Below are 26,845 nucleotides of genomic sequence, written 5' to 3'. Positions count from 1 at the left end.
TATTTTATAAGTACAATTCATACAATCATCTATTTTAATCATAAATAGAGTTTGGGTAAAAAATAATAGACTGATTGCATCCTATGGTGCCGTAGACAGATAAATTGATCATGAAAAAAGAAAAAGTATTGCTGGGAATGAGTGGAGGCATCGATAGTTCAATGTCGGCCTGGTATTTGCAAAATATGGGTTATGAAGTTATTGGAATCACATTTAACACCATATCAAATTCTTTAACAGACCATACACCTCAATTCATTGCCGAAGCGCAGACATTAGCAGCCCAACTCAATATAGAACACCATGTTTTAGATGTGTACAATCAATTTAAAAAGGAAGTGATCGATTATTTCGTGGATGAATACCTAAAAGGTCGAACCCCCAATCCTTGTATAAGATGCAATGAAACCATTAAGTGGAAATTACTACTGGAAGAGTCACAACGTCTTCAGTGTACAAAAATATCTACCGGACATTATGTGAACATTACTGAAAAAGAAGGGTTTTATCATATTCAGAAAGGTAAAGATCCTTCTAAAGACCAATCTTACTTTTTATGGAATCTCCCCCAAAGCATCTTATCCAGATGCATTTTCCCTCTGGGATCATTTTTAAAAAGTGAAGTAAAAGACAAGGCCGCCAAACTCGGATTTCAATCTATCGTCAAAAAGAGAGAAAGTATGGGCGTCTGTTTTCTGCAGGGACAGGATTACAGATCATACATCAATGACATGAGACCTGAATTAAAAAACAAATTAAAAAATGGCGAAGTTTGGAATAGCACAGGCAATAAAATAGGGACTCACGATGGTTTCCCGTACTATACCATAGGTCAAAAAAGGGGCATCAATCTGCAGGCCGACCATGGAGAATATGTGGCAAAAATAGATGCCGCAAACAATAGGTTAATCACCGCTCCTAAAAACACCTTATTCACCAAACATTTAATGATACACACATATCTGACGAGTAATCCAAGCTTTCTTCAAGGCCCACAACAGGTGGATTTGAGAATCCGAGGCTTGGATGCCGTCCCTCCTACTCCAGGCACTATTGAACTGATAGATAAGGAGCTACATATACACTTTAGCAACCCTGTATGGGCTTTGACTCCTGGTCAGTCTATTGTTTTTTACCAAGATAACATAGTGGTTGGCGGCGGCATTGTAGACAATATGGAATTCAACGCTGGTAATGAATCTTTGTGATATGCTGGGTTCTATGGGTAATTTTATACCTATCATCACATCGATGTCCAACCACCCATATGATATCATCACCCGAAAACAAAAGCCAGGTATCCTCCTTGTCTTTCAAGGAAAATTTCTCATCAATAAAGAAATCACTCAACTTTTTAAAGTTTTTCATCCCCAATGGTCGAAACTGATCACCATGTCGCCATTTTCGCAAAGTCAGTGGATAATTCAGTAAATCTTCATCCAATTGAGCCACTTCCGCACGCGTATCAATACGATAGCCCTGCGCATCAATACCCGAAGCAATATTCAATTTGACAGGCTGCTTCAATTCATATTGATCTACCTCAATATAAAAAATATCGTCCTGTTGTTTTTCGGCATGGGGCAAAAGAATAATATTAAAACGATCCTTTATGAGCCTATATGAAGGGGCATAAAACTGCTTGCCCGAGACTTGGTTTTCAATGCATTCTACCAGCTCCTGAATAACAGAACCATTAAAACCATAGGGTTGTAATATTTCAAATAACACCAAGTGTTTATCGACAAAACGATCAACATGCTGTAAAGATATGAGTAGCTGACCATCCTGTTCAACCACCACTTCCTTTGTCAGTTCTTTCACTGAATCCTGAAAAAAACGACTGACCTGCTCCATATGCTTCATATTGCTTTGCATGGTATCCATAAAAGATGGATTTAGCTCCCGAAACAAGGGAAGTATCTGATGTCTCACTTTATTACGTAAATAAACAGACTCCAGATTAGAAGAATCTGTACGGTAATTCAATTTATGAACAGCACAATAATCCTCTATTTCACCACGAGAAAACGCTAACAAGGGACGAATAAGCCGACCTCGAAGCGGCTTCATGCCCACCAGTCCCTTAATACCCGTTCCCCTAGCTAAGTTTAAAAAAAAGGTTTCAATACTATCATCCTTATGGTGCCCTGTAGCGATCCAATCAAGACGCTCGGTCTTCAACAAGTCATGAAACCATGCATAACGAAGATCCCTAGCTGCCATTTCAATGGAGATTCCTTTTTCAGTAGCAAACTCAGTCGTATCAAATGATCTTTGATAGAGGGTCACACCAAGAGAGGCACACAAATCCACCACGTATTGCTCATCTCCATCAGATTCATCTCCACGCAAATTAAAATTACAATGCGCTGCACAAATAGCTACTTTTGCTGTATGTAAAAGGTGCAATAATGCAACAGAATCGGCACCTCCACTTAAAGCCACCAAGATCTTTTGTCCAGAGATATAAACACAATAATCATGTAAATACTGTAAAAATCGCTCATTCATAAGCTCCTTGTTTATCCTGGTTAAATAATTGAAAAATAGCTTTTGCTTTTAACAAGCACTCCTCATACTCTTTTTGGGGTACACTCTTTTGGGTGATAGCACTTCCCACCATAAAAGATACATATTGGTGAGCCGCATTATATAACAAAGTACGAATGACCACATTAAAATCAAAATCTCCATCCGGACTAAAATAACCTATTGCACCAGCATACACCCCTCTTTTACTCTCCTCATATTTCTCAATCAGCTCCATCGCTCTCACTTTAGGAGCACCAGTCATGGAACCGGCAGGGAACAAGGAGCGTATTGCATCAATTCCTCCTTTATTTTGATGAAGCGTTGCTGTAACGGTAGATATCATTTGAAACACCTGTGGAAAAGCATATACACCACAAAGTTCTTCCACTCCCACAGAGCCCTGCTCCGCAATATGCGACAAATCATTCCGTACCAAGTCAACAATCATTATGTTCTCGGAACGTTCTTTGGCATTCATAAACAATGCCCTTTTCAGACTGGTATCTTCACGCTTATCTTTACCCCTTTGGGCAGTTCCTTTAATGGGTTGACTGATAATTTTACCACCTTCTTTCTTGACAAACCGTTCTGGTGAAGCACAAAGAATATAATGATCCTCCGCCTTAAAAAAACCAGAAAAAGGAGTAGGAGATATTTCTACCAAACTATTATAGGTTGTAAAAGGATCCAAGACCACCTTTTCAGCATAAAACTCTATGCAGTAATTGAGTTCATAAACATCACCCCTATGAATATGATCTAAAATAGCTTCCACAGATCTACAATATTTGTCCTTATCAACCCTTGCTTTAAAACGGAGTGCAGTCTTTTCTTGAAAACCTTTGTTTTGACAATAAATAGTCGACATCATTTCCCGAACATCCTCTTTCGTGTTTACTCCCTCTAAATAACCAATAACCCAACGATTCTCCCGCTGCAAAATAATGAAACGCGGTTGGTAAAAACACGCTTTGTCAAAATTTAATCCATCCCTATTTACAGAACACAAATTCTCCAAGTCGTTTTTTAAATCATAACTCCAATAACCACAAAGCCAATCCCGGATATCTTCATTTAGTTTTTGAACAACATCAAAACCACCTCTTACTACATTTATATGATCCAGTCCCGCCAGAAAATCTATTGAATGATAATGAACTCCAGATCTCTTTGGTAGATAGTGGTCACAACTATCATAGACAGCACCATATTTAAATCTTCTGCAATATTGAACCACTTGATGTTTAAAATCCTTGGGATTATCAACATCAAAAGAAATATACTTTCGCATGGCGCAAATTTAGTTCAAAATGGAATAACAAAACACCGGAAAGCAAAAAAAAAGCATCTACAAATACATGCAGATGCTTTCATTTTATTTTCAGAAAAACTATCCTCGCTTACCTAGATACTCTGAGATACCCTCTTGCGAAGCTACCAATCCTTCGTCTCCTGCATGCCAATTAGCAGGACAAACCTCTCCATTTTCTTCGAAGAACTGCAAAGCATCAATCATTCTTAGGGTTTCATCAACACTACGTCCAAGTGGCATATCATTCACAACTTGATGACGCACAACACCCTCCTTATCAATCAAAAACAATCCCCTATATGCCATTGGAGTACCTTCAAAAACCATTTGTCCTTCTTCGTTATAATCATACTCTCCGGCCAATACGTCATAATTTTCAGAAATGGTCATTGCATTATCAGCAACCAATGGGAATTTAACACCCTTGATTCCACCTTCTTTTTTATCTGTTTGCAACCATTTCCAATGCGAAAAAGCCGAGTCTACAGAAACCCCAATTACCTGAACATTTCTTTTTTCAAACTCTTCAATCTTGTCCTGAAAAGCAATAATCTCGGTTGGACAAACAAATGTAAAATCAGCGGGATAAAAGAACAACACCACGTTCTTTTTACCTACAAATTGATCAAGAGAATAATTCTCAACCATTTCACTGCCATTAATAACTGCTTCTGCTTTAAAAGCGGGTGCTTTTTTTCCTACTAAAACTGCCATAATTTTTTTATTTGTTTATTTGATTCTGAAATATGATACAATTACACGTGAAACAAAAGATAATAAATTTTGTTCTTCACAAAGCGCAAAAAATCGATTAACAGGTTCATAAAATTATTCCCAAAGAATAGATACCCACTTCAAAATCTATTTAACCTACATTTATTTTATACATGCGTTATTTTTACCAATGGATTATCTAATTGAAAGTTCAACTATTTTCAAAATTACCTCCACGGCCTTTTCCATACTCTGTAATGGAACAAATTCGAAGCGGCCATGAAAATTATGACCTCCGGCAAAAATATTGGGTGTTGGTAAACCCATAAAAGATAAACGAGCACCGTCGGTACCTCCTCGAATAGGTTTTATATTAGGCTTAACACCAACTTCTTCCATGGCTTTTTTAGCCTGTTCTACAATGTGCATCACTGGTTTCACCTTCTCACACATATTGTAATATTGGTCTTTTATTTCCACTGAAGCTGTACCCTTTCCGTATTCACTATTAATTTTACTAACCAGGTGCGCCATTTCCTTTTTACGATCTTCAAATCTACCACGCTTAAAATCTCTAATAATATAGGTAAGCTCACTCTTTTCAACTTCCCCTTTAAAAGACATTAAGTGAAAAAATCCTTCATAACCAGAGGTATGCTCCGGAGTTTCCACTCTTGGTAACAGGGAAATAATCTGGTTAGCAATACGTATAGAATTACGCATTTTATTTTTTGCATAACCTGGGTGTACATTCCGGCCAAGCACGGTAATCTTTGCCAATGCTGCATTAAAATTCTCATACTCAAGCTCACCTATTTCACCCCCATCCATTGTATAAGCATATTCTGCCCCGAATTTTTTCACATCAAAATAATCGGCACCTGCCCCTATCTCTTCGTCTGGTGTAAAACCAATCCTTATTTTTCCATGTTTAATTTCAGGATGCTTCATCAAATATTCTGCTGCAGTAACAATTTCAGCCACCCCGGCTTTATCATCTGCCCCCAGCAAAGTGGTACCATCCGTAGTAATTAAAGTCTGTCCCACATAATTTTTCAGTTCAGGGAAATCAGCTGTTTCCATAATGATATTCTCTTCTTTATTTAAGACAATATCCTGACCATCATAACCTTCTAATATTTGCGGATTAACATGCTTTCCTGTAAAATCAGGACTGGTATCAACGTGCGCTATGAAACCCATTACAGGTACTTCTTTTTTAATATTTGAAGGTATGGTAGCCATTACATAACCATTATCATCCAGTTCAACCTCATGCAAGCCTATTTCTTTTAACTCCTCTACCAGCTGCTCCGAAAACCTCATTTGACCTGGTGTAGAAGGCGTTAAGCCTGTATCCGTATCCGATTGCGTATCTATACCTACATATTTTAAAAACCTATCTTTTATATTTTTCATATGTTTATAATTAAATTTTCAAAGGCCATATGGAACTCGCCTAAATTAATCATTCCTCTGTGTGAGAATCCATTCCCATGGCTCGTTTCAGATATTTGTCATCTATTGATGGGGCACTCCTAACAAAAAGAATGCCACCTCAGCTTATAAAAATAAGCCTTAATCCAATAAATACAAAAAGGGGAAGCTAATATATAGTCTCCCCTGATAAATATCATTACTCTGAGTGAAATGGTCGGATAAAATATCAATCTCCCCCTTACACTTCTACCCATATATAAATAGTTCACATGTCAGCCACAACATTTTCTTTCAATGGTTATATGAACCACGCCGAAACTAAATCAAACTCCTATGTGATGGCTGCAAGAAAACAACTGTTTCAAAATAGAACCAACTGAAGCCACATTGAACTATTCACAAAAAATTATTACTTCGCAGACCATCACATCAGCAATACGATTAATAGGCCTTTGCAAACACAACACGTTGTAAAGACGGTTTGCCTGTCACCATACATTTACCCGGTGTTTTATCACCTTCCAAAGGAATACAACGAATGGTTGCCTTGGTTTCTTCTTTTATTTTTTGTTCTGTTTCAGCCGTACCGTCCCAATGAGCGAGAATAAAACCACCTTTTTTCTCAAGTATTTCCTTAAATTCATCGTAGCTATTCACTTCTGTGGTTTTCTCTGCTCTAAAATCCAGTGCCTTCTTATAAATATTATCCTGAATCACATCTAATAACTCTGTCACATAGTCATCAATACCGTCAATAGCAACCACTTCTTTGGTTAAAGTGTCACGGCGCGCCACTTCAACAGTATTGTTCTCAATATCGCGAGGTCCTATAGCTAAGCGGAGAGGCACCCCTTTCAACTCATACTGTGCAAACTTCCATCCTGGTTTACGGTTATCACTATCATCAAACTTCACAGAAACACCACGCTGTTTTAACTTGAGCACTATTTCATCGACTACAACCGAAATCTTATCCAGATCTTCTTTGCTCTTATAAATAGGAACAATGGCAACTTGTATAGGTGCTAATTTAGGAGGTAATACCAAACCATAATCATCAGAGTGAGCCATAATCAAAGCCCCCATCAGGCGAGTTGAAACACCCCAAGAAGAAGCCCACACATAATCCTCTTTTCCTTCTTTGTTCGCAAATTTCACATCAAAAGCCTTGGCAAAATTCTGACCCAGAAAGTGCGAAGTACCAGACTGTAAAGCTTTACCATCCTGCATCAATGCTTCTATCGTATAGGTTTCCAGCGCCCCAGCAAATCGTTCATTAGCCGTTTTAACACCCTGAATAACGGGTACCCCCATATATTGTTGTGCAAAATCGGCATATACTTGAATCATGGTCTCTGTTTCCTCCAGTGCCTCTTGCTTGGTTGCATGAGCCGTATGCCCTTCCTGCCACAGAAACTCAGCTGTACGCAAAAATAAACGTGTTCTCATTTCCCAACGTACCACATTTGCCCATTGATTACATTTAATAGGCAGATCGCGATAAGATTGTATCCAATTTTTATAAGTATTCCAAATAATAGTTTCCGACGTTGGTCTGACGATCAACTCCTCTTCAAGTTTAGCATCCGGATCAACAACTACCCCATTACCATCAGGGTCATTTTTTAAACGATAATGCGTAACCACTGCACATTCCTTTGCAAAACCTTCCACATGATCCGCTTCCTTACTAAAAAATGATTTAGGAATAAACAATGGGAAATAGGCATTTTCATGTCCTGTATCCTTAAACATTTTATCCAGCTGCTGTTGCATCTTCTCCCAAATAGCGTAGCCATAAGGTTTAATAACCATGCATCCGCGCACTGCCGAGTTTTCAGCCAGATCGGCCTTCATTACTAACTCGTTATACCATTGTGAGTAATCAACACTCCTTTTTGTTAATCCTTTTGCCATATGTTTGAATCATTTATATTCTTAGTCAGTCTTTTTTACGCTCCATTCGCTTCAATCCTTCATCATATCCCCCAAGAGCATTTTACCCGTATTCCTTAGAAAGTCCAAAATAACAAAAAATCAAGGATATATTTAAGTGCATACCTGTAAAAAAAAGGCTTTATTCTCTCTAAAGCAAAATAAAGATCTTAAAACTATCCATTTCACGAACAGTTAGCTTCCGAAAAACAATAGTATGGTACGTTTATTGTAATTCATCATATACTCATCATCTTTATTTGAGTAATTGGGCCTTTTATGATTTAGAATTGCTATTTTGTTGGCAATTTATATCATTTCATCTCATTATACTGATAGTAACTTAAAAGTACAGACCATGAAAAAGTTTACATATTTAATCGCCATAATCACGTTAGTATTCAGCGGATGTGTAACTCAAAACTCATACACATCGGATGTATATGAAGATGATCTCTACTACACTCCTTCAACGAATACCGCAACTGTAGCTCAAGGGTATTCAGCATTGCCTAAACCTGATGAGCATTTAAATAAGGAAAATAACAAACGTTACTCCTCTCTTCAGGAGGAATATCAAAAATCAGACAGAACTGATCAACAAGAAGATACGAGAGACTTTTCTCAGATTCAACAAGAATACACCAGCTTATTAACCAATGATTCTATTCAAGAAATAGATTCCTTGTTATATTACGATGATAATACTGGGTATTGGGTAAATGAATTTGAAGGCTCTGAGATGGATAGGGACTATGCAGAGCGCTTAGCTCGTTTTCACGGGCCATTCAGAGGCATTCCTTATTGGTCTCCATTATATCAGGAAGTCATATTCAATAGTGGCTTCGACTACAATGTGTATATAGACGGAGACTATGCATTGGTAGTGCCTGAATGGCACAACCCTAATTATTGGAACTGGCGCTATGGCAGTCGTTTTAACTCTTTTGGCTATTATGGTAACTATGGTTTTTATAATAGCTGGTACGGTTTCAGTTCTCCCTACTATTCATCATGGGGCTACCCTTATTATGCATGGGATTATGCATGGGGTATGGGTGGATATTACAACCCATATTACAACCGTCACCACCATGGCGGCTATTATGGAGGGCATGGATCAAACTACAATAACTTCAACAAGCGACCTGCCTATTCCAGCAGCAGACAAAGAGTAGAACAAAACGCAACTACTTCGAGTAGAAACGGACAAATCAAATCAAACACCGGTTCCTCGAGAGCAGCTATTCGGTCACAATCAACTACCAGTCGCAGCACCCGGGCATCCTACTCCAATGCCAACAGCACTGCAGCAAGTAGCAGAACAACAAAAAGCACACAAGGTACCAGAAGTACCAGGAGCTCATATACACCTACCTACAATAACACCAAACAATATTCTACTACCACACGAAGCAATTACAATCGTGTGAGTAGCGCGCCTAGCACAAAATCAAGTACCAGAAAAACAAGAACATATAGCAATACCACTTCAAGCCGTAAGTATTCCAACGGGAGCAGTACTAAGAGTACCGGCTACAGCACCACACCAAGCAGGAGTACACAAAGCAGAACCTACAGTACTGGGAGTTCCAGCAACCGTAGTTCGAGCTATAGGAGCAGTGGAAGTTCTTCATCTAGATCATACAGCCCCTCAACTACCAGCACTAGATCTTCTGGCTCTACCAGCTCCTACTCCGGCTCCAGCAGCAGGTCAAGCAGCTCCGGTAGCAGTAGCAGATCCAGCAGTGGAAGCAGTAGATCTAGCAGAGGAAGTAGATAACACCAATGAACAACAAATATGTTTAATCCAAACAACATATAACGATGAACCATATAAAAACAATAATAGGACTTTTTCTGTCATTTACAATGATTTCATTAAATGCACAGAACTATGAAGATATGTTGAGATATTCTCAAACCCAATATAGCGGCACAGCCCGTACAATGGCCATGGGAAATGCTTTTGCATCACTGGGTGGTGACTTTGGTTCCTTATCCATTAATCCTGCCGGTATTGCTGTATACCGCTCTTCAGAATTTACCCTAACGCCGTCTATCATCATAAATTCAACCAATAGTCAGCTACAAGGTAACAAATCAGATGAATCAAAACTGAGCTTTGCGCCAAGTCAAATAGGATTTGTAGGTACCTACAAACCTATGAGAGATGTAAAAAATGGCTTGGTTAGTTCCCACTTTTCCATCGGATACAGCCGAAATAATAATTTTAATTACAAAAGTATGGCTGCTGCGCGCAATACCGATCAATCCTTAGCCAGATACTTCGAGGAAAATACAAACAATTCCAATGATAATTGGAGTCAACTTAGTCAACTGGCCTACGACTCTTATCTAATTGACGAAGTAGACGACGGAATGGGAGGTTCATATTATTCCTCTTTTATGAATCCAGGCGATAAGGTTCATCAAACAAATATTCTAGATAAAGAAGGTTACTCCGGAGAAATTAATCTTACCGGAGGTGTAAATATTAGTAATATACTAATGCTGGGGGCAAGTGTTAATATTGTTACCATGCGCTATAAAGAAGAAGCACACTATTACGAAGAATACAGCTTAGATGACGGACAAGTAAATAGTTATGATGTATTTAACAGGTATTCGGTTCGAAATTACCTGGATGCTTCGGGAGTTGGCATTAATTTGAAAGCCGGTTTTATTGTAAAACCCATGCAGTTTCTTAGAATAGGCGCAGCTTACCATAGTCCAACATGGTATAACATGGAAGAAGAATTTGGCTCCGGAATAGATGGCCTATTCTTTAACGACATAGATGCTGTGGGAGGTAATTCCACATATGCACATGATTATGAAAATATATTTGAATATAAATTAATTACTCCTGAAAAACTGGTAGCAGGTGCCTCTTTCGTTATCGGTAAAATAGCCATAATAAGCGCAGATTACGAACATATTAATTATGCAAACGGCAAGTTTAAAACCAATTCCAACAACTATGTTGACATCGCTGCCATCAAAGAAGCTAGTGATGCATTAGAGGCTGATTTAACAAGTGCCAACAATTTAAGAGCGGGTATTGAATTCAGGTTAGGAAAACAAATAAGCCTTAGGGGTGGTTATGCCTATCAAGGAACACCTTATAAAATAGAAGAAAATGACAGGGAGATAATTAGCTATTCAGCGGGTCTGGGCTTTAGGAATAAAAACTATTTTGTTGATTTTGCCTATAAGCTTTCTGCCTACGATAGCCGTTACACCAGCTATAATTGGGATCCAAGCTATGACGCTGAGCTCGGCATACCTTACCAAACGATAACAGAAACAAAAGATCACTTTATTGCCTTAACCATGGGGTGGAAATTTTAAAAAGTAGCATCTCTTTATAAAATAAAACACCCGATGTTCTGTATTGAACATCGGGTGTTTTTATATATGCTTGTATATTTTTTTTAAAGAATCATTCCAGCCGCTACCGTTTCATTGGTTCCTTCGTCCACCAAGATAATACTTCCGGTAAAACGATTAACCTGATACGAATCAACATGCAAAGGTTTGGTCACTCTTAAATTAACTTTCGCGATATCATTCATACCCACAGTTAAGTCATCAGTATTCTTTTCTAAGGAATTAATATCCATCTTATACTGAACACCTGTGACCATACAACGTGCATCTGCGGATGTATGTTTGATCACATATTTTCCTCTTGGGACCAGATTACGTTCGTTGAACCAGCATATCATTAATTCCAGATCTTGCGTCGTATTAGGAAGGTTATCGGACTTAACCAACATATCACCGCGACTAATATCTATTTCATCCTCCAATGTAATCGTCACTGATTGTGGAGCAAAGGCTTCCTTCAAGGAGTCCTCAAAAAAATCGATGGTCTTCACCTTAGAAGTAAAACCAGAAGGCAGTACAGTAATTGGGTCACCTACCTTTACAGCACCACTCGCAATTCTACCTCCATATCCTCTATAATCAGGAAATTCAGCAGATTGCGGACGAATCACATACTGAACAGGAAAACGGAAATCGCTATGATTAATATCGCTTCCAATATGAATATTCTCCAATAGATGCAACAAGGTAGGCCCTTGATACCAATCCATTTTTGTGGATCTATCCACCACATTATCGCCGTTAAGCGCACTAATAGGTACAAAACGTATATCCTTTACGCTCAATTTTGATGAGAATCCATCAATATCTCCCTTAATTTTTTCAAAGGTCTCTTCTGCATAATCCATCAAATCCATCTTGTTAATACAAAAAATAACATGAGGTATTTGCAATAGAGAAGCAATGTATGAATGACGCATGGTTTGCTCCAATACACCATGACGTGCGTCCACCAATATAATGGCCACATTGGCAGTACTCGCACCCGTAACCATGTTACGAGTATACTGTATATGCCCGGGTGTATCGGCAATAATAAATTTACGTTTGGGAGTGGCAAAATAACGATATGCCACATCAATGGTGATACCCTGTTCACGTTCGGCTCTAAGACCATCCGTTAACAAAGCCAAGTTCACCTCTTCATTTCCGATTCGTTCACTAGCCTTTTCAATGGCTTCCATCTGATCCTCAAAGATGGCTTTACTATCGTACAACAATCGGCCAATTAAAGTACTTTTACCGTCATCAACACTACCCGCAGTGGTGAAACGCAAAAGCTCCATATCTAAATATCCTGAATTCTTTTCGCTCATAATAATTTGATGCTAGCTAAAAACATTGATTAAAAGTACCCTTCTTTTTTACGGTCTTCCATGGCCGACTCTGAACGCTTATCATCTGCACGTCCACCACGCTCTGTTGTTCTGGTTGCTGCTACTTCCTGAATAATATCTTCTAAGTTATCAGCTTTTGAAAGGGTTAAACCGGTACAAGTGATATCACCAATGGTACGACATCTCACATCCATTTCCACTAACTTCTCATCAGGTTTAAGCTGCATAAACGGCGCCTTAAACATCCAAACACCATCTCGATTAAAAACTTCGCGTTTGTGGGTAAAATATAAGTTAGGCAACTCAATATTTTCCATATAAATATATTGCCAAACATCCATTTCTGTCCAGTTACTAATTGGAAAAACACGGAAGTGCTCACCCATATTCTTACGACCATTGAAGATATTCCACAATTCAGGACGCTGATTTTTGGGATCCCATTGTCCGAACTCATCCCTATGAGAAAAGAAGCGTTCTTTGGCACGCGCTTTTTCCTCATCACGACGACCGCCTCCCATTGCTGCATCTGTTTTTAACTCCTCTAAAGCATCCAAAAGGGTCACAGTTTGCAACTTGTTACGAGAAGCATTCACTCCTTTTTCCTCTACCGCTTTTCCTTGATCAATAGAATCCTGCACATATCTAACGATACATTTGGCACCAGTCTTCTTCATTAGATTATCTCTATAATCCAATGTTTCTTGGAAATTATGCCCTGTATCAATATGTAAGAGCGAAAACGGTACTTTAGCCGGATAAAAAGCTTTACGGGCTAAGTGAAACATAACAATTGAATCTTTCCCTCCGGAAAAAAGCATCACCGGTTTTTCAAACTGAGCCGCCACTTCACGAATTACGTAAATAGATTCGGCTTCCAGCTCCCTCAGGTGATTAATCTGGTATTTATCCATAGTTACTTTAATGATTTTAACCTAGTAGGTTCCTAAAAACGCAGCCAAAGTTAATGTTTTTAATCATACTTTAAAACTATACTGCATTGCCTAAAAACAAAAAGTCCTACCATTACTGGTAGGACAAAAAGACATCATCGTGATGTCATACTATATAATCTAGTCGAGAGAACTGATATCGTCTACATCAAAACTCTTGTTATACTGGGTCATGGCTCTTAAACTCATTCCAACATTTGAAAATCCTCCGTCATGAAACAAGTTTTGCATGGTTACTTTCCTGGTAAAATCAGAGAATAAAGTCAGACAGTAACCCGCACATTCTTCGGCCGTCGCATTACCCAATGGAGACATTCTTTCTGAGAAATCCATAAGCCCATCAAAACCTTTCACACCGCTTCCTGCAGTTGTCATAGTAGGCGACTGGGAAATAGTATTTACCCTAACTTTCTTTTCACGACCATAGATATAACCAAAACTACGAGCAATTGATTCAAGCAATGATTTAGCATCTGCCATGTCATTGTATCCATAAAAGGAACGTTGTGCTGCCACATAAGACAATCCCACAACAGAACCCCATTCACTGATTGCATCCATTTTAAAGCCCACTTGCAAAAGCTTGTGAAACGATATAGCCGAAATATCCAATGTCTTGTTCAGATAGCTATAATTAAGATCGTGATACACTCTCTTTTTACGAACGTTTAATGACATTCCGATGGAGTGTAATACAAAATCTATTTTTCCACCCAACACTTCCATGGATCTGGCATAAACTGCTTCCAAATCTTCAACACTGGTAGCGTCCGCAGGAATAACTTCTGCGTTACATTTCTCTGAAAGCTCGGTGAGCGTACCCATTCTACATGCAACAGGCGTATTGGTCAATGTAAAAGTAGCACCTTCAGCGTGTGCCATTTCTGCAACTTTCCAAGCAATAGACATATCATTTAATGCCCCGAAAATAATTCCTCTTTTTCCTTTTAATAAATTATATCCCATTGTTATATTCTATTTTGAGCGTACAAATATATATGATTAAGCCTTTCTACGATCATTTATACTAGAATTAATTCTCTTTTTTCATCAATCTATTTATCAATATAAGCCTCTAATCTATCCTTAACCATATGGAATCAACATCAAAATAAATTACACCCGTTGGTGTTACAACTTATTAATATGACAATTTCTTATGGCAATAAATCAAAGCTTTAAAAAATCAGCTCGTGATGCATATGATTGCACCTTATATTAATACTCGTGTTTAAAACCACGCCACTCAATACCCTCAGGCCGATGCACCTAAAAGCTCTTTTGCATTGGAAAGTGCAGCATCCGTAAGGTTACTTCCACTCAACATCTTTGCAATTTCAGTCACCCTTAAGTCATAATCCAATTTCTCAATACTAGAATTGGTATCAGACAAACTATCTTTTTTGTAAACTTTATAATGATGTTTACCCTTAACGGCTATCTGTGGCAGGTGTGTTATACTGATGACCTGAATATTTTCAGAGATCTCTTGCATAATTCCTCCCATCTTATCAGCTACCTCACCGGAAACCCCGGTATCGATCTCATCAAAAATAATAGTAGGTAAACCTTTTGAAACCGACAACAAAGCCTTTATACACAACATCACACGCGACATTTCACCACCAGATGCCACCTTAGGAATAGCTGCAAGCTCACCCTTTTTGTTGGCTGAAAACTGGAAGTTAATATCATCACATCCATTTTCGCTATAATCTGCACCCGATTTACAATCCACTACTAAACGAGCATTGGGCATTCCCAGCTCCACTAGCTGATTCACAATCTGCTTTTCGATGCTCGGGATCACTTTTTTGCGTGATTCCGTCAATTGTTTAGATGATTGTTTCAGTACCTTTAACGCAGCATCTATTTCTTTGTTCACTTTCTCTATATCCTCATCAAAGGATGATATCTTTTCCAGCTTCTCGGATAGCTGGTCTCTTATTTCAATAAGCCCTGCTAAATCATCTACCCTATGCTTCTGCTGCAAAGAGTATAACTGATCTAACCTAGACGAAACAAACTCGAGACGTGCCGGATCATGATCAATCCCTTCCATCTTATCTTCCAACTCCTTTGTGAGATCCTCCAGATCAATGTAAATAGATTCAATTCGCCTTGACCACTCTGCTCCTTCTCCGATAAATGAGGCTATTTTTTCAATATTCCGGGTCACTTCTTTTAGCGAAGCCAACACTGGTGTAGTTTCTCCACTTAAAATTTCAACATTGGCAAATAAGTTTCCTTTGATTTCTGAAGCATGCGACAACATTTCGCGTTCCTCTTCCAAGCCCTCCTGTTCTCCCTCCACTAACTTCATTTGATGAAGTTCGTCAAACTGAAACTTCATATAATCAAACTCTTCAGCCAACTTAGCATTCTGCGACTCCAATTCTTTCTTTCTCTTGATCAGAATATTATATCCTCTATAATCCTCTAAATACTTTTCTTTTAAAGCATCATTTTTTGCCACAGTATCCACAACATTCAGCTGAAAATCTTTTTCACCCAAGAGCAAGTTCTGATGCTGCGAATGAATATCAATCAAACGCAACGAAACACTTTTTAAAAACCCGAGGTTTACGGGAGTATCATTTACAAAAGCCCTGGACTTACCCGAAGTTAATATCTCCCTACGTATGGTGGTATCTGCATCATAATCAACATCTTCTTGTCGAAACAATTCCTCCAAACCATATCCTGACACATTAAAGACTGCTTCGATCACACTTTTTTTTCCTTTATCCTTTAAAACGGAAACATCACTACGCTGTCCTAAAACCAAGGATAATGCTCCCAAAATAATGGACTTTCCGGCTCCAGTTTCTCCGGTTATAACCGAAAAACCTTCACAAAAGTCTATCTCTACCTGATCTATTAATGCGTAATTAGAAACAAATAACGATTTTAACATAATCGATTCAATAATTATTGATTATCCAATAACGAGTTACTATATTTTGTGGCGTTGGCTGGATCTACCTCCGATAAAATTTCGATCGCTCTCCCCTTTTCCATAGAAAAAGATTCCGAAAAAATATTTATCAATTCTTCTGACTTCGCATCAAAAAATACCTGCACAGCGAAAGATCCCGGCTTACTTCTATGAACTTTTTGAAGTCTTTCAATGGCAGAAAGCACCTCCTTACGCCCAGCTTCTGGCTTATCACTCATCTTATCTAAACCCAAACGGTGATATTGATACATACATTCACGCAATGGACGATGGTATTCATTCAGATAATTTTCCACCAACCAATAACGGTTTCTGGTACTCTCATAAGAACGCCATCCCTTTTCCGATGAATTTTGCGCTTGATTAACAATGTCCTCCGCTTTCTCCATGTACTTGGTACCTCCCATTTTTGAAAAGGAATCATAATCAAAAGCCAATATTACATTGGCATAAAATGCCAAAACTCCCACTAAGTTCGAATCAAAAGAATTAGGATTGTAAATCAAAGGTTGAAACTCCACATAACTAAAATCAAAATCTTGGTCCAGATAATTAAATATAACAGAACTATACGCTGAGTTATATACTGGACGTCGAACTTGTACCTGAATGGTACCCGAGAAATCATCCACCGAACTTATCTCCTTGATATTAATCATGATACTGCATTGTATTCTTTCTTCAGGACTAAAGACATTATCGGTCCATTTTTGACCATTCATAAACTCCAGTATGGCGCTCTGCATGGTTTCAAGCACTTGCTTATTGGTTCCTTGAACGCTCGGTGAAACCACAGAAACAGAGCATTGAAGCTCTTGTGCAGAAGATACCTTTAGCAGGAAAAACATCAAGCATAATACAAAACAGTATTTCACGGGCTTATTCATTTAATTACAATAACATTATTTTATCTACAATATCCATTGCCACTTCACGCTTATTTTTTAACGTAAACTCTTCCATATTATTTCCCCCATCAATAATGGTAATTTTATTGGTATCCCCACCAAATCCGGCTCCTTCATTCTCCAATGAATTTAACACGATAAAATCAAGATTTTTAGCGGCCAACTTTTTAGCGGCATTCTCTTTGGCATTTTCAGTTTCCAAGGCAAACCCCACCAAAAATTGACCATCTTTCTTCATGCTTCCCAACTGCTTTGCAATATCTGTGGTAGCTTTTAGAGAGAGTACCATCTCCTCGGCACTGCTTTTAATCTTCTGTGCTGCTTGTGTTTCAGGGGTATAATCGGCCACTGCTGCCGACAAGATAGCACCTTCACATTCGGGATAATACTTCACACAGGCATCACTCATTTCTTGTGCTGAGGTAACCGACACCACATTCACCCTTGGGTGTTCGGCACGTAGCGATACAGGACCAGACACCAAGGTAACACAGGCACCTCGCTCGGCCAAAACCTCCGCAATATGATACCCCATTTTACCACTTGAAAAATTTCCAATATATCTTACCGGATCAATTTTTTCATAGGTAGGACCCGCATTAACCAATATCTTACGTCCCCAAAGTGGTCCTTTCTGGTCTGTTGCCCTTCTCTGAAAATAAACATCTAACTTTTCTACAATGCTTTCCGGTTCAGCCATTCTGCCTTTACCGCTCAAACCACTAGCCAGTTCACCCGTTTCAGCTTCAATGATATGAACACCATCTTGTTGCAAGATAGTCATATTCCTCTGATTTGCAGGATGCAGATACATATCCAAGTCCATAGTAGGCGCCACAAAAACCGGGCACCTGGCAGACAAATATGTAGTAACCAACAAATTATCAGCAATAGCATGTGCCATTTTACCCATAGTGTTGGCAGTAGCCGGTGCAATAACCATGGCATCTGCCCACAACCCCAAATCTACATGGCTATTCCAATCGCCATTTTCAGGATTATAAAAATCAACCATGATGGGATTTTTAGATAAGGTGGCCAAGGTAAGTGGAGTAATAAATTCCTTTGCCTTGGCGGTCATCACTACCTTTACTTCAGCCCCCTGTTTTACCAGAAGCCTGGTCAACAAAGCGGCTTTATAAGCTGCGATACCGGCCGACACACCCAATATGATTTTTTTGTCCTTTAATATCATAATACCCGTAAATAAAAAAAGATAAAAGAAATATGCAAAACCTCCTTTATCTTTTTATTCTTTATAAAAGTATCAACTACTAATAATCACCATTAATGGTCATGCTTAATTTCACAAAAACTAAACATCTTTATCAGCGTTGCGGTAATACACTTTTTTTTCTACAAATTCCTGTGTAGCAATGGAAGATGGTTTAGGTAACCTTTCGTAGAATCTTGAAATTTCAATCTGCTCACGATTTTCAAATACCTCTTCCAAATTATCAGTATAGGAGGCAAATTCCTGAAGCTTTTTGTTCAACTCCTCTTTCATCTCCACGCTAATTTGGTTCGCTCTTTTGGCAATTACATTTACCGACTCGTACACATTTCCTGTATCCTCAGAAAGTTTCTGAGTGTTCCATGTGATTGTGGTGCCCGGAGCATTTGTTTTTTTATAATCCATGATGAATTTATAATTTTCTATTTCTAATTTGTTTCTTCAAAATTTATACTCTTAGAGGCTGCGTTATAAATCTTAACCGCCTTTTTCATATAATCGCTCTCTGGAAATTCATTAATAAACGAAAAATATTCGTCAATAGCATCCCTCATTCGCTCTTCCTTCTTTGCCTCTACACTATTTTCTGCTTGAATATATTTCGCTTCCAATATAAGAAATGACAACTCTTCTCTATATTTAGTATCCGGGAAATCCTTTAAACTATTTTGGGCAGCTATCACGGCCGATAGATAATTATTGCCCATATAATTTCCTAAATCAAAATACAATTTAGCACTCAAATAAGACTTATACACCAACTTATCTCTTAGTTCATCCATAAGTCTATTGGCCTCCTCCACACGAGAACTAGATGGATACAGATTAACAAACAACTGAAACTCATTGATCGCATTATAGGTATCCGTTTGATCTAATCTGGGCTTGGGCGAGAGCATATAATAACAATACGCACTCATAAACTGACATTCCTCATTACGTTCACTGGAGGGGAAGGTTTTTACAAACTGGCGATAATAATGTCCGGCCATAATAAAATCACTCAAACCATATAAACAACTTGCATAGGTATAATTTATGGTTTCTGATTTATCGGTCCCTCTATAAACACTTTGTAATTCATTCAACAAGGTAGCCGAGCGCATAAAATCCTCCTGCTCATAGTACTCCATAGCCTTAGAATATTTAAGCTCGTAATCGGTACTTTTCAGCACCTTTTGGTACTGGCTACAACTAAATAAAAGTGGGATAATGAATACTACAACAAGAATTTGTCTCATTAATGCATTGATGTTTTATATGAATAAAATTTTATAACCAACTGAAAATAAACGAAGTAAGAAACTTTTACGTAAAAAAACTCCATATCTCTTAATATATAACAACGTGCAAAGATAATCTTTTAATACCAAATAAAAAACAATTGGTAGCTGAACAACATATTTATATTTCCATATTTTCATATTAATTAGGTATCTCGATTATCAAAAAATATTACCTTTGCCCCTTTAAATTCATAAAAGATATACAACGTGGATATTTTTGATAAGATAAAAAAGACCATGGGGCCTTTGGGTCAGTATGGTAAAGCTGCGCATGGTTATTATATTTTCCCGAAACTGGAAGGTGAAGTCGGAGCGAAAATGAAATTCCGTGGTAAGGAAGTACTTACCTGGAGTCTCAATAACTATTTAGGTTTAGCTAACCACCCCGAAGTTCGAAAAGCAGATGCTGATGCTGCTGTTGAATACGGTTTGGCATATCCCATGGGGGCACGTGCAATGTCGGGTCACACCAGCATACACGAAGAACTAGAGTCTAATCTTGCTGAGTTTGTAGGGAAAGAAGATTCTTACCTGCTGAATTTTGGCTACCAGGGAATGGTGTCCATCATTGACACTTTATGTACACGAAATGATGTGATTGTTTACGATTCTGAATCACATGCCTGTATCATGGATGGCGTTTTCTTACATAAAGCAAAAGGAGGAAAAAGTTTTGTCTTTCCTCACAATGATATTGCGCGTTGCGAAAAGATGTTGGCCACAGCAACCAAGAGAGCAAACGAATCAGGCGGTGGTATTCTGGTAATTACCGAAGGAGTTTTTGGTATGGCCGGAGACTTGGGGGCTTTGGACAAAATAGTTGCCTTAAAAGAAAAGTTCGACTTCCGTTTACTCGTTGATGACGCACACGGATTTGGTACAATGGGTAAAACCGGTGCTGGTACGCCAGAGCATTTTGGTGTAATTGATGGGGTGGATGTATATTTCAGTACTTTTGCTAAATCAATGGCTGGCATTGGAGCTTTTGTGGCTGGAGAAGAAGAAATTGTAAATTATCTTCGCTATAATATGCGTTCACAAATATTTGCAAAATCTCTTCCTATGCCAATGGTAATAGGTGCTTTAAAAAGACTGGAACTATTAAAAAACAGACCCGAGCTTAAAGATAACCTTTGGAAAATTGTGAATGCCTTACAAAAAGGGTTAAGAGCGGATGGATTTGATTTAGGCAATACTGAATCTCCGGTAACTCCCGTATTCTTAAATGGTACCGTTCCTGAAGCTACTCAATTGACCATGGATTTGAGAGAGAACTATAATATATTCTGTTCTATTGTGGTTTACCCTGTAATACCAAAAGATCAGTTGATGTTAAGAATTATACCAACTGCTGTGCATACGCTTGAAGATGTTGAATACACCATAAAAGCTTTTGCTGAAGTGAAAGAAAAATTGGTTGCCGGTAAATACCAAAGCGATAAAATTGCGAATATCTTATAATAACTATATAATAAAAAAAGAGGCTGTCTCATATGAGGCAGCCTCTTTTTTTTGATCCCGCATCAAATTTAGACCTAAGTTAATGCCTGGTTCTATATCTAGCATCAGCTAGTGAGACATAAATATCTATTTAGACCAAGCCATTCATAAAAAATATGCTGCACCTCAACTGTTCCCTGGGCTCTTTCATTGTAACATTATACGACTCTGTAAGCCCAAGAAAACTACTATTCATCATATATATACTAATATTGTTTTTCTAACATATACTCTGGCAAATAGTGCTGAAAGATATCACTCATAGACTTACCTTGCTGGGCCATGGCAAAAGCTCCAACGTTACAAATACCTTGGCCAACCCCCATACCAGCACCATTTAATTCAAGAGTTGGCTCCTCTTCTTCTAGGTTTACTTCAACCACAAATGACCTACTTGGCAAATCCAATAACACCATCAAATAATCCAAATCATCTTGCTTCAAAACAACCTCACAAGCATCTCCCCCTACCAAAACCGCTTTGACAATTCCTGAGGCTCCCCGCTCTACTATTTCCATGGTTTGGAAATTACCTATATTGATATCAAACTTATTTCGGAGCAAAGCATTAAAATAAACAATTTCCACATTGCGTTTCCACCTGTATGCTTCTGATAAATCAATTTTGCTTCCCCAGGTAAGATCTTCCATTGCAGACACAGCATCCACATTACAATAACTATGGGAGGCACTATAGATCCATTGCTCCATATGATCGTTAATGGACAAGTCTATATTATTAAATAGTTCGGCATCAAAAACGCTCGCCAAGCCAGCGTCGGCGTTCTCAGTTATCCCTCCACAGCAAAGTGTTTGTGGAATATAACTCACTGAATCATGATATACCAAAGCCATACCTTTGGTCCCCTTAACGGCATCATGCGCCTGATGATTACATACCTTAGAAACCCCGCTATAGTTCTCTATCAGCTTTTGTGGTCTAAAATCAAATATACTACAGTAATCAGACTCTTTAAAAACAGAAGTGGTCACTCTCTTATGATCAGACATAGCCAAGGCAATAGAAGAGCTTCTAAGTGTAACAGCCTGAACCTTCAAATATTCTATCTGCGTACTTTTCGGGAAGCGATTACAAAGTATGCTTGTTACAAAACTTTCAATATCCACCTCATTAACAATTACTATCTCTTCCTTCTTGCGCTGAAGTAGTATATTTCCTTTGAACATCTGCTCACTAAATCTACTTCCTCGATGGTCTGATCCCAACAAGAAACCCGTGTGTTCAACAGATACAGGAGTTAAACAAACATCTTCTGAAGACATGATAATTTCAATATCATCTTCCAGCAAAATTTTGTTATCATAAATAGATGCACACCATGCACCAGACAATCTTCTTTGCGACTCTCCTACAAAATAGTCACCCTTCATTTTTAGCGCTATCTTGGATCCGCAAAATATTTCTACATCAATATTCTTCTTAGTAAACATTGTTATTTAAAAACCAAGCACATAAAACCCATCACCACAAAACAACCTTGTGTCGGACCAAAATAAAAATTGATTCATCTCTTATAAACCTATCGGGTTCGAAGGCTCAGGAATCTCATCTTTTCTCTCCTCTCGATGATAATTTATAACAAGACCAATACAACTCCTTTGTTCATGAAATTTTTCGGGGTTCTCGGCTGTTATCTCTAGAATAACCCGTTTAGTAGAACCAAAACTAATATTAATTTCATCCGTAAAATTATCATCTCCATTGTCCCAAAAAACATTTCCGTTTTCATAATCCAATACTTTCAAACGAAAATCTCCCAAACTATCATACTTACAAATATTAATATGATATGCCGTGCTACCATAAAACACGTGAATTATTTTAAGCTTTTGTGTGGGGTTCATCTTATACGTTCGAGCCATGGCCTTTTTATTATAAAGCTCATCTACAGGCGGACAAAGCTTAAGAACATCAGCGCATGACTGAGCTTGGGTATTCCTTGCAATGGCAGATAACAGTAAAACTGCAAGTAAAACCCTTGAAGTAAAGTTTATCATATTATTAATGTGTTTAAAATTCATTCTTTATTATCTCATGGAACTTACCCAAAATCACAACGATTCTCTGATCTAAAAAAATCACCCAACAAGTTCCACATATATCAGGTTACAACAACCCTTATCCGGCAAGAAAAAACCTTACCATTAAAGTTACTAAACTTACGCATACCGACGCATAAAGTTTCTTTTTTATTAAACCAAACCCAAAGGACAAAAATAAACAGGCCCAGCACACTAGCAATCAAGGCACTATAATCTTAAAACATAACAAACCCGCACATCAAATAATAGAATACTTTCTTACATTCCCATTCATTTTTTGTTTAACGCACCTCCATATTCATCATATCTCAAAACTTATTTCTTTTCAAATGAATATAAACAGCCACATAAAACACCAAAGCAAAAATGGCCAATATAAACAAATTGTATACCCATGTCTTAACCAATATATTCCCTATTCTTTTTTGGGGCGCATAATAATGAGACCGACCAATAGCACTATCCGAAACATAATACCCAGGCTGAAATTTTCTGATCATATCTCCATCCTCGTATACATATTTTACATAGTCGTTGGCCTTTAGCATAAAATCAGATAGTTTTTGGTTAAAATAATCCTTTTTAACAATATGTCCCTGTCTGGCACTTCGCTGTTCTTCAACTTTATCGTACAAATGACTCATATTAAGTCGCAGCCACTTTTTCACTTTAGATATAAGCTGTTGTAATTCAACAACATTTCCTTGTTCTACATGTATCTTTAAAATCTGCTTCTCAACCTCTGGAAACTGAAACATAAGTTCTCGCAACATCATTTCAAGCTCACCTTTCACTTCCTTATCCCTATGAAAATCAGCCAATAAAGTTTCAATCTTCGGAATAAAAAAGTTGGCATGGTAACTCATTTTGCTTTGTTTAACCAACAAGTCGGTCAGCCCCTCGTCGTACTTATTTTCGGTAAACTGTAAAACAACAAGCGACTCATATGCCCATCTGGAAATATTCATATTGGCATAAACAGGCACATATTTTTTCGAGGCCAAGGAATGATGAATCTTATCAAAATCTAATATGGCACCAGCCAATAAAATCTGAGGAATTAACAAAAAGGGTATGGTAATATAAATAGATAAAATAGACTTAAATTTAGCGGATATATAAAGGCCTAACATACTAGAAGAAAAAGCTGTTAACCACAGCACCAGCATATATTGCCAATATAAACCTTTGATTTCCAATATAGAATTACCGACTAAAACATATAAAGAAATTTGCACAGCATTTACCACAGCCACATAAACTACTTTTGAATTCAAATAGGACGAAGGACTTAGACTAAGAAAAGCCTCACGTTTGATCACCTTCAAATCTCTAAATATCTCGCCAGAGCTTAAGATTAAGCCCAAAAAAAGAGAAACCACTACACTTATAAACAAGTATACCGGCAGGTTGTCATTATCCATAAAACGATATTCATGTGTTTCTAGGTTCGTCGACTTTAAGAAGAATGCCATCATAAGAGCCAACAAGGGCGAACCCAGAAATATCATAGCCAGATATTGAGTATCGGATTTTCTGATTTGAATATTACGTTTTAAATATATTCCAAATTGTTTTATTCTATTGGGAATAGTAGTTAGCGAGGCGGCCAGCTCATTAAATTCCATACCAATATCTTCTTGAACTTCTTTGGTAAATAAACGATGCCATTGGGTACTGTCATACACTCGATCTCCGGTTGGTGTCCCCTCCGCCGTAAGCTTTTTATACTCGAGGAGGTTAATTACCTGTTCTGGGTTGCACTGGCCAAATTTCAAACTATCATCATTAATAGAATCCACAAACCCCAGTTGCTTTTTAAAATATGATGATGCAGAAAATGGGTTGCCATAAAAGGCAGCATATCCGTTCTCATCAAGTATCAATAGCTTATCAAACAGCATAAACAAATCGGAAGGTGGTTGGTGTATATTGATAATCACAATATTCCCCATACCAGCAATTTGTTTAAGTAATTTAATCACCAGCAAGGCATCCGACGAAGACAGACCAGATGTAGGTTCATCCACAAAAAGCACATCAGGCCGCCGTATCAGCTCCAGCGCTATATTCAACCTCTTTCTTTGTCCCCCACTTATGACCTTATCCAAGGGACTTCCAACCCGCAAATCCTTGATATTTAACAATCCAAAATCCAGCAATGTTTTTAGTACCAACTCCTCAATATCCTTTTCTGACAGGTCATCCCGGCATAATTGAGCGCCAAACTTAAGATTCTGAAAAACGGTCAATTCTTCGATCAATAAATCTTCCTGTGGCACATACCCCAGGTGACGCTTTAACTTATCGAGATTTTCATGCAAATTATGACCATTCAAATACACATGCCCACTATTAGGCTTTGCAATACCACTTAATACATTAAATAAAGTTGTTTTTCCAGTACCACTCCGGCCCATAACAGCCATTAATTGTCGTGATTTCACTTTAAACGACAATTTTTTGACGCCCAGGTTTGTACCCTTAAAAGTCTTCTCTACATCCTGAGCGACCAGTTCTAAACGGTCTATATCTTCCTTGCAAAAATCGGTATACAAATCTGCAAAATAAATGGGTGTCATTTCATTTGCTTCAATTACTCCACCCAATGCAAACTGGTATACTCTTTCAGGAAATAGTATTTGCTTGTTAAGATGTAATTCTTGCGAGCCACTATACCGAATCAGAAAAGAAGAAATAGACGGAACATACAAGGCTACGATCTTCCCTTTTATATCCTTCTTATCATACATTCGAAAGGATTTTAATTTGACCCGACTAAAATTTCCGATGACAAATAAAGATTTAGAATTTTTCTCCAAAGCCAAGTCATCACTCATAAAATGAGCAACACTCTCTATCCGGCTTTCATCCAGATTAAATGTATCGGACACTATTTTTAAGCGCTCTTTTAACTGGGTAACATATTCTTTACTCTCCGAAACCTTCTCTGTATCAATCACATAGTTCAAAAGAACAATATAAAACTCTACTTTTTGATTTTTTGAAAGGTCATCATTTAAAAAGTTCAGATGCTTTTTTAGAGCTATGCCATGCACATGCGCATCTGTTTGCTCCTCTAGTTGAGTGGCATATTCTTTATAATAATCAAGCATTTCCATTCTTACCCTTTGGGCAAAACGCGAACCCATGTATTGATCCAGATATGAATAGTTCAGCATTTCGTGTGCCTGGTTCTTATAGCTTATAAAAAGTCCAAACAGTTCCACAACATTTTTTAATGTGTCGTATTTAAAATATTGCTCCATATCTAAT

At 37.9% G+C, this 26,845-nt stretch carries 20 protein-coding genes; 4 read left to right on the top strand and 16 right to left on the bottom strand.

Annotated features, from left to right (window positions below):
* The first annotated feature begins 110 nt into the window (after window positions 1-110).
* On the top strand, window positions 111-1,208 hold the full coding sequence (mnmA, locus tag CYTFE_RS0103550) for a tRNA 2-thiouridine(34) synthase MnmA (protein WP_044212262.1): 1,098 nt from the start codon (window positions 111-113) through the stop codon (window positions 1,206-1,208).
* On the opposite strand, the gene tilS is transcribed toward mnmA, so the two are convergent.
* From tilS to proS, 5 genes are all read right to left on the bottom strand, one after another.
* Window positions 1,183-2,514 (bottom strand): tRNA lysidine(34) synthetase TilS, encoded by a 1,332-nt coding sequence (gene tilS / locus CYTFE_RS0103545; RefSeq protein WP_027470690.1) that lies wholly within the window; start codon window positions 2,512-2,514, stop codon window positions 1,183-1,185. The genes mnmA and tilS overlap by 26 nt on opposite strands.
* Window positions 2,507-3,826 (bottom strand): anthranilate synthase component I family protein, encoded by a 1,320-nt coding sequence (locus CYTFE_RS0103540; protein WP_027470689.1) that lies wholly within the window; start codon window positions 3,824-3,826, stop codon window positions 2,507-2,509. The genes tilS and CYTFE_RS0103540 overlap by 8 nt, the downstream gene beginning before the upstream one ends.
* Window positions 3,827-3,925: 99 nt before the next feature.
* Complete coding sequence (locus tag CYTFE_RS0103535) at window positions 3,926-4,561, bottom strand: peroxiredoxin (RefSeq protein ID WP_027470688.1); 636 nt, start codon at window positions 4,559-4,561, stop codon at window positions 3,926-3,928.
* Between the two features lie 195 nt (window positions 4,562-4,756).
* Complete coding sequence (gene pepT / locus CYTFE_RS0103530) at window positions 4,757-5,980, bottom strand: peptidase T (RefSeq protein ID WP_027470687.1); 1,224 nt, start codon at window positions 5,978-5,980, stop codon at window positions 4,757-4,759.
* Between the two features lie 462 nt (window positions 5,981-6,442).
* Entirely contained in the window at window positions 6,443-7,918 is a 1,476-nt protein-coding gene (proS, locus tag CYTFE_RS0103525; RefSeq protein WP_027470686.1) for a proline--tRNA ligase, read from the bottom strand.
* A 376-nt stretch (window positions 7,919-8,294) separates the two neighbouring features.
* Between proS and CYTFE_RS28325 the strand changes: the two genes are divergently transcribed.
* Both CYTFE_RS28325 and CYTFE_RS0103515 read left to right on the top strand, forming a co-directional pair.
* Window positions 8,295-9,719 (top strand): hypothetical protein, encoded by a 1,425-nt coding sequence (locus tag CYTFE_RS28325; protein ID WP_027470685.1) that lies wholly within the window; start codon window positions 8,295-8,297, stop codon window positions 9,717-9,719.
* A 44-nt stretch (window positions 9,720-9,763) separates the two neighbouring features.
* Window positions 9,764-11,290 carry an OmpP1/FadL family transporter gene (locus CYTFE_RS0103515; RefSeq protein ID WP_152541683.1) on the top strand — a complete coding sequence of 509 codons (1,527 nt, stop codon included), beginning with the start codon at window positions 9,764-9,766 and terminating at the stop codon, window positions 11,288-11,290.
* An 83-nt stretch (window positions 11,291-11,373) separates the two neighbouring features.
* Here CYTFE_RS0103515 and cysN read toward each other — a convergent pair whose 3' ends face one another.
* The 8 genes from cysN to CYTFE_RS0103475 form a co-directional block, all read right to left on the bottom strand.
* Window positions 11,374-12,645 carry a sulfate adenylyltransferase subunit CysN gene (gene cysN, locus CYTFE_RS0103510; RefSeq protein WP_027470683.1) on the bottom strand — a complete coding sequence of 424 codons (1,272 nt, stop codon included), beginning with the start codon at window positions 12,643-12,645 and terminating at the stop codon, window positions 11,374-11,376.
* Between the two features lie 29 nt (window positions 12,646-12,674).
* Window positions 12,675-13,580, bottom strand: a complete 906-nt coding sequence (gene cysD, locus CYTFE_RS0103505) for a sulfate adenylyltransferase subunit CysD (protein WP_027470682.1) — start codon at window positions 13,578-13,580, stop codon at window positions 12,675-12,677.
* Window positions 13,581-13,739: 159 nt separating this feature from the next.
* A complete protein-coding gene (locus tag CYTFE_RS0103500) occupies window positions 13,740-14,585 on the bottom strand; it encodes an enoyl-ACP reductase FabI (RefSeq protein WP_027470681.1) in 846 nt (281 codons plus the stop codon).
* 289 nt (window positions 14,586-14,874) lie between these two features.
* A complete protein-coding gene (gene recN, locus CYTFE_RS0103495) occupies window positions 14,875-16,536 on the bottom strand; it encodes a DNA repair protein RecN (RefSeq protein ID WP_027470680.1) in 1,662 nt (553 codons plus the stop codon).
* A 14-nt stretch (window positions 16,537-16,550) separates the two neighbouring features.
* The gene (gene porD / locus CYTFE_RS0103490; protein WP_235208000.1) at window positions 16,551-17,453 is read right to left on the bottom strand and encodes a type IX secretion system protein PorD; all 903 of its coding nucleotides are present in this window, start codon (window positions 17,451-17,453) and stop codon (window positions 16,551-16,553) included.
* A 16-nt stretch (window positions 17,454-17,469) separates the two neighbouring features.
* Window positions 17,470-18,681: a bifunctional phosphopantothenoylcysteine decarboxylase/phosphopantothenate--cysteine ligase CoaBC gene (coaBC, locus tag CYTFE_RS0103485; RefSeq protein ID WP_244880308.1), complete on the bottom strand. Its 1,212-nt coding sequence runs from the start codon at window positions 18,679-18,681 to the stop codon at window positions 17,470-17,472.
* 120 nt (window positions 18,682-18,801) lie between these two features.
* On the bottom strand, window positions 18,802-19,125 hold the full coding sequence (locus CYTFE_RS0103480; RefSeq protein WP_027470677.1) for a DNA-directed RNA polymerase subunit omega: 324 nt from the start codon (window positions 19,123-19,125) through the stop codon (window positions 18,802-18,804).
* Window positions 19,126-19,148: 23 nt separating this feature from the next.
* The gene (locus CYTFE_RS0103475; protein ID WP_027470676.1) at window positions 19,149-19,961 is read right to left on the bottom strand and encodes an outer membrane protein assembly factor BamD; all 813 of its coding nucleotides are present in this window, start codon (window positions 19,959-19,961) and stop codon (window positions 19,149-19,151) included.
* Window positions 19,962-20,213: 252 nt separating this feature from the next.
* Between CYTFE_RS0103475 and CYTFE_RS0103470 the strand changes: the two genes are divergently transcribed.
* Window positions 20,214-21,467 carry an aminotransferase class I/II-fold pyridoxal phosphate-dependent enzyme gene (locus tag CYTFE_RS0103470; protein ID WP_027470675.1) on the top strand — a complete coding sequence of 418 codons (1,254 nt, stop codon included), beginning with the start codon at window positions 20,214-20,216 and terminating at the stop codon, window positions 21,465-21,467.
* Between the two features lie 245 nt (window positions 21,468-21,712).
* Here CYTFE_RS0103470 and CYTFE_RS0103465 read toward each other — a convergent pair whose 3' ends face one another.
* From CYTFE_RS0103465 to CYTFE_RS0103455, 3 genes are all read right to left on the bottom strand, one after another.
* The gene (locus CYTFE_RS0103465) at window positions 21,713-22,957 is read right to left on the bottom strand and encodes a SpoIID/LytB domain-containing protein (protein WP_027470674.1); all 1,245 of its coding nucleotides are present in this window, start codon (window positions 22,955-22,957) and stop codon (window positions 21,713-21,715) included.
* A gap of 81 nt (window positions 22,958-23,038) precedes the next feature.
* Window positions 23,039-23,524: a hypothetical protein gene (locus tag CYTFE_RS0103460; RefSeq protein WP_044262541.1), complete on the bottom strand. Its 486-nt coding sequence runs from the start codon at window positions 23,522-23,524 to the stop codon at window positions 23,039-23,041.
* Between the two features lie 353 nt (window positions 23,525-23,877).
* Complete coding sequence (locus tag CYTFE_RS0103455) at window positions 23,878-26,838, bottom strand: ATP-binding cassette domain-containing protein (protein WP_027470672.1); 2,961 nt, start codon at window positions 26,836-26,838, stop codon at window positions 23,878-23,880.
* Window positions 26,839-26,845: the final 7 nt, after the last annotated feature.

This window comes from Saccharicrinis fermentans DSM 9555 = JCM 21142 (assembly GCF_000517085.1).
GTDB classification, from domain to species: domain Bacteria; phylum Bacteroidota; class Bacteroidia; order Bacteroidales; family Marinilabiliaceae; genus Saccharicrinis; species Saccharicrinis fermentans.
Note: the sequence above shows the minus strand (reverse complement) of the source record. Positions and strands in the feature narration are given on the sequence as shown.

Coding starts and splice junctions, on each gene's coding strand:
- CYTFE_RS0103515 (WP_152541683.1), top strand. CDS start 9,764: ATGAACCATATAAAAACAATAATAGGACTTTTTCTGTCATTTACAATG.
- CYTFE_RS0103500 (WP_027470681.1), bottom strand. CDS start 14,585: ATGGGATATAATTTATTAAAAGGAAAAAGAGGAATTATTTTCGGGGCA.
- recN (WP_027470680.1), bottom strand. CDS start 16,536: ATGTTAAAATCGTTATTTGTTTCTAATTACGCATTAATAGATCAGGTA.
- proS (WP_027470686.1), bottom strand. CDS start 7,918: ATGGCAAAAGGATTAACAAAAAGGAGTGTTGATTACTCACAATGGTAT.
- coaBC (WP_244880308.1), bottom strand. CDS start 18,681: ATGATATTAAAGGACAAAAAAATCATATTGGGTGTGTCGGCCGGTATC.
- cysN (WP_027470683.1), bottom strand. CDS start 12,645: ATGAGCGAAAAGAATTCAGGATATTTAGATATGGAGCTTTTGCGTTTC.
- pepT (WP_027470687.1), bottom strand. CDS start 5,980: ATGAAAAATATAAAAGATAGGTTTTTAAAATATGTAGGTATAGATACG.
- CYTFE_RS28325 (WP_027470685.1), top strand. CDS start 8,295: ATGAAAAAGTTTACATATTTAATCGCCATAATCACGTTAGTATTCAGC.
- CYTFE_RS0103535 (WP_027470688.1), bottom strand. CDS start 4,561: ATGGCAGTTTTAGTAGGAAAAAAAGCACCCGCTTTTAAAGCAGAAGCA.
- cysD (WP_027470682.1), bottom strand. CDS start 13,580: ATGGATAAATACCAGATTAATCACCTGAGGGAGCTGGAAGCCGAATCT.
- mnmA (WP_044212262.1), top strand. CDS start 111: ATGAAAAAAGAAAAAGTATTGCTGGGAATGAGTGGAGGCATCGATAGT.
- CYTFE_RS0103465 (WP_027470674.1), bottom strand. CDS start 22,957: ATGTTTACTAAGAAGAATATTGATGTAGAAATATTTTGCGGATCCAAG.
- CYTFE_RS0103455 (WP_027470672.1), bottom strand. CDS start 26,838: ATGGAGCAATATTTTAAATACGACACATTAAAAAATGTTGTGGAACTG.
- CYTFE_RS0103460 (WP_044262541.1), bottom strand. CDS start 23,524: ATGATAAACTTTACTTCAAGGGTTTTACTTGCAGTTTTACTGTTATCT.
- CYTFE_RS0103540 (WP_027470689.1), bottom strand. CDS start 3,826: ATGCGAAAGTATATTTCTTTTGATGTTGATAATCCCAAGGATTTTAAA.
- CYTFE_RS0103480 (WP_027470677.1), bottom strand. CDS start 19,125: ATGGATTATAAAAAAACAAATGCTCCGGGCACCACAATCACATGGAAC.
- tilS (WP_027470690.1), bottom strand. CDS start 2,514: ATGAATGAGCGATTTTTACAGTATTTACATGATTATTGTGTTTATATC.
- CYTFE_RS0103475 (WP_027470676.1), bottom strand. CDS start 19,961: ATGAGACAAATTCTTGTTGTAGTATTCATTATCCCACTTTTATTTAGT.